Here is a 4,323-nt window from a genome sequence, read left to right as displayed (position 1 = left end):
GCGAGGGCAAGGTCATCATCTACGTCTCGCACAGGCTCGACGAAGTGTTCCGGCTCTGCGACAGCCTGACCGTGCTGCGCGACGGCAAGCTGGCGGCGCACCATGCGTCGCTGAAAGGCGTCACCCGCGACCAGGTCGTCGCCGAAATGGTCGGCCGCGAGATTTCGGATATCTGGGGTTTTCGCGCACGAAAAACGGGCGATGTCCGCCTGAAGGTCGACGCTCTCAGCGGCCCCAAACTGAAGACGCCGGCCAGTTTCGAGGCGAGGGCAGGCGAGATCGTCGGCTTCTTCGGCCTGATCGGCGCCGGGCGCTCGGAACTGATGCGTCTGGTCTATGGCGCCGATCCGCGCTCGGGCGGCACCATCACCGTCGATGGCAAGCTGGTCCCTGCCACCGATCCGCGTGGTACGATCCGGGCCGGCATCGTGCTGTGTTCGGAGGATCGCAAGCATGACGGCATCATCCAGGGCCGCTCGGTCGAGGAGAACATCAACATCTCGTCGCGGCGCCATCACACGCGCTTCGGCGTGTTGAACCGCGCCAGCGAGATCGCCACCGCCGAAACCTTCATCAAGAAGCTCAAGGTGCGCACGCCGTCGCGCAAGCAGGACATCATCAACCTCTCCGGCGGCAACCAGCAGAAGGTCATTCTTGGCCGCTGGCTGTCCGAACAAGGGGTGCGGGTTCTCATTGTCGACGAGCCGACGCGCGGCATCGACGTCGGTGCCAAATCGGAAATCTATGAACTGCTCTACCAGCTTGCGCAGGACGGCATGGCGATCGTTGTCGTCTCGTCCGAACTGCCGGAGGTGATGGGCATCTGCGATCGCATTCTGGTGATGTGCGGCGGCCGCGTCAGCGCCGAGCTCACCCGCGACCAGTTCGCCGAAAGGGCGATCCTGGCCGCCGCTCTCCCCGATCAGAAAACCCCCGACGCGATCGCATCTTGAGGACTTTTGGCATGACCGACCAGTTGAAAAAAATCCTGCTCGGCGAACAGGGCCTCGTCGTCATCTTTGTCGTCGCCTTCGCGCTGGTCTCGGCTCTGGTGCCGAATTTCCTCACCGACCGCAATATGCTCGGCCTGCTGCAGTCGGTGGTCACCGTCGGTATCGTCGCCTGCACCATGATGTTCTGCCTTGCCGCACGCGACTTCGACCTGTCGGTCGGCTCCATCGTCGCCTTTGCCGGCATGGTCGCTGTGATGGCGTCGAATTACACCGGCTCGATCCTGCTTGGCCTCTTGGCGGCAATTGCCAGCGGCGCCTTCGTCGGCTTCATCAATGGCGTCGTCATCGCCAAATTCCGCATCAACGCGCTGATCACGACGCTGGCCACCATGCAGATCGTGCGCGGGTTTGCGCTGATTGCGTCCGACGGCCGCGCCGTCGGCATCAACAGCCCGGATTTCTACCAGCTCGCGCTGTCCAAACTGCTCGGCATTCCGACGCCGGTCTGGGTGCTCGCCATCCTGTTTTTCATCTTCGGCTTCGTCCTCAACCGCACCGTCTTCGGCAAGAACACATTGGCCATCGGCGGCAATCCGGAGGCTTCGCGCCTTGCCGGCGTCAATGTCGACCGGACGCGCATCTGGATTTTTGCGCTGCAAGGCGTCGTCTGCGGCATCGCCGGCATCCTGCTGGCGTCGCGCATCACCTCGGGCCAGCCCAACGCGGCGGTCGGACTGGAACTCTCGGTCATCTCGGCCTGCGTGCTCGGCGGCGTCTCGCTTGCCGGCGGCCGCGCCACCATGTCGGGCGTCATCGTCGGCGTGCTGATCATGGGCATCGCCGAGAACGCCATGAACCTGCTCAACATCCCGGCCTTTTACCAGTACATCGTGCGCGGCGTTATTTTGCTGCTGGCCGTGCTGCTCGACAATCTGCGCTCGTCGGCTTTGGGCCGGCGTTGACTCGGGGCAGGGCATGTCGGCTGGAATACTACTGGAAAGCAATCGGCTGTGCGTCGAGATCAGCCCCTCTGGCAGCGCAATCGTCAACGGCCATACGGCCGACGGGGTGCCATTCCTGCGTCCCTACCAAGGCGAGGCCGAGTTCGACGTTGTGCACTGCGCTTGCTTTCCGATGGTGCCGATCGGCAATCGCGTCGAGGGCAATGCGTTTTCCTGCGGCGGTCAAAACTTCACGCTGGCGCCCAACACGACTGATCCTTTCTATATTCACGGTGACGGCTGGCAGGCGAACTGGAAGGTCGAGGAGCATCGCGTCGACCGCCTCCATTTGGCCTTCGATCATCCGCGCGGCGTCGACTCGCCCTATGTCTACCATGCGCGACAGTCGTTCCGGCTCGCCGGCGCGCGGCTGGAACTCCGGCTTGCCGTCGAAAATACCGGCGTCATTCCACTGCCATTCGGCCTCGGTTTCCATCCATTCTTTCCGCGCACGCCGCGGACGACCTTGTTTGCGCCGGCCGAAACCTGGTGGACAGAGCGCGACGGGCACCTTCCAGCGTCCAGGAGCGCCATTGCCGCCGATGTCGATTTCTCAACGCCGCGCCATTTGCCCGACCGTTGGCTGAACAATGGCTTCGAAGGGTGGAGCGGCATCGCGCGCATCATCTGGCCGGAGCACTGTCTGGGGATCGACATCGAGGCGGACGCGGAGCTCGACCGCTACATGCTCTTTGCGCCGGACACGGACCGAAGCTTCTTCTGCCTGGAGCCGATGAGCCATACCCCAAATGCGTTGAAGCATTTCGATGCCGACCCAATGGGGATCAAGGTACTTTCCCCCGGCGAGGTTCTCAGAGCAAGATTCGCAATGACCGTCTTCGACTGGAGCGACAACCATGGCTGAGCGCCTTTCCGGCAAACGCATCTTCCTGACCGGCGCCGCGCAAGGCATCGGGCTGGCGATCGCCGAGGCCTGCCTTGCCGAAGGCGCAAGACTGTTCCTGGTCGACCGCGACGGCGCACTGCTGGACAAGACCGTCGCGGGCCTCGCCGTGCCGCGCGGCCATGTCGGGCATGCGGCAGCCGACATCAGCGACGGTGCCGCAATTGCCGCTGCCGTCAGCCAAGCGGCCGCCGAGATCGGCCCCATAAACGCGCTGATCAACAATGCCGGGATCAATGTGTTCTCGACGCCGCTCGAGGCGACCGAGGAGGAATGGAACCGCAACTTCGACGTCAACGTCAAGGGCGCTTGGAATTGCAGCAAGGCGGTGTTGCCGGGCATGATCGCGAGCGGCGGCGGCGCCATCCTCAACATCGCCTCGACGCACAGCTTCACCATCATCCCACACACCTTTCCCTATCCGGTCGCCAAGCACGCGCTGCTCGGCCTGACCAAATCGCTGGCGCTCGAATATGCGGCGCAAGGGGTGCGCGTGAACGCGCTGGCGCCCGGCTATGTCGAAACCCAGAAGGCGATTGACTACTGGAACAGCTTTGCCGATCCGGCCACAGCACGCGCCAACACCATGGCGCTACATCCTGGCGGCCGCATCGCCACGGCGCGCGAGATTGCGCTGGCTGCGGTGTTCATGATTTCCGACGAGTGCCCGTTCATGAATGCGGCCACGCTCGTCGTAGATGGTGGGCTGAGCCAGCTCCAGCATCCAGCCTGAATTCCGGGAAAACCATGACCAAGAGACGATCGCAGCACTGGTTCGGCGGGCAGGGCAAGGACGCCTTCATTCACCGCAGCTGGATGAAGAACAACGGCCTGCCCGACGATGCCTTCGACGGCCGCCCGGTGATCGGCATCTGCAACACCTTCTCCGAATTCACGCCTTGCCACGTGCATTTCCGTGGCCTGATCGAGCACATCAAGGCGGGCGTGCTGGAAGCCGGCGGCCTGCCGCTGGAATTCCCGGTCTTCTCCTGCGGCGAATCCAATCTGCGCCCGACGGCGATGCTGTTCCGCAATCTCGCCTCGATGGATGTCGAGGAAGCGATCCGCGGCAATCCGATGGACGGTGTCGTGCTGATGGCAGGCTGCGACAAGACCACCCCGTCGCTGGTCATGGGCGCGGCCTCCTGCGACCTGCCGTCGATCGTCATTTCCGGCGGGCCGATGCTCAATGGCCGTTTCCAGGGCCGCGAGATAGGTTCCGGCACCGATGTCTGGAAATTCTCCGAGGATGTCCGCGCCGGCGTGATGAGCGAGCAGGATTTCGCTAATGCCGAGAGTGCCATGTCACGCTCGCCGGGTCATTGCATGACCATGGGCACGGCCTCGACCATGGCCTCGATGGTCGAAGCGCTCGGCCTGGCGCTGCCGGGCAACGCTGCCTATCCGGCGGTCGACGCGCGCCGCAGCCGCATCGCCCGCATGACGGGGCGGCGCATCGTCGAGA

The 4,323-nt window shown here is 63.8% G+C and carries 5 protein-coding genes; all 5 read left to right on the top strand.

Going from position 1 to position 4,323, the window contains the following annotated elements:
- A partial coding sequence (locus EN884_RS27450; protein WP_128360842.1) for an ATP-binding cassette domain-containing protein occupies positions 1-953 on the top strand: 953 nt, incomplete at its 5' end.
- Positions 954-964: 11 nt separating this feature from the next.
- The gene (gene araH / locus EN884_RS27445) at positions 965-1,915 is read left to right on the top strand and encodes an L-arabinose ABC transporter permease AraH (RefSeq protein ID WP_063169847.1); all 951 of its coding nucleotides are present in this window, start codon (positions 965-967) and stop codon (positions 1,913-1,915) included.
- A gap of 13 nt (positions 1,916-1,928) precedes the next feature.
- Positions 1,929-2,819: an aldose 1-epimerase gene (locus EN884_RS27440; protein ID WP_063169848.1), complete on the top strand. Its 891-nt coding sequence runs from the start codon at positions 1,929-1,931 to the stop codon at positions 2,817-2,819.
- Complete coding sequence (locus tag EN884_RS27435; protein ID WP_063169849.1) at positions 2,812-3,591, top strand: SDR family oxidoreductase; 780 nt, start codon at positions 2,812-2,814, stop codon at positions 3,589-3,591. The genes EN884_RS27440 and EN884_RS27435 overlap by 8 nt, the downstream gene beginning before the upstream one ends.
- 14 nt (positions 3,592-3,605) lie before the next feature.
- Positions 3,606-4,323: dihydroxy-acid dehydratase (locus tag EN884_RS27430; RefSeq protein ID WP_206617653.1), on the top strand; the 718-nt coding region annotated here is incomplete at its 3' end.

This window comes from Mesorhizobium sp. M7A.F.Ca.AU.001.01.1.1 (assembly GCF_004022735.1).
Lineage (GTDB): Bacteria > Pseudomonadota > Alphaproteobacteria > Rhizobiales > Rhizobiaceae > Mesorhizobium > Mesorhizobium ciceri.
This window is presented reverse-complemented; position numbering and strand designations above follow the sequence as displayed.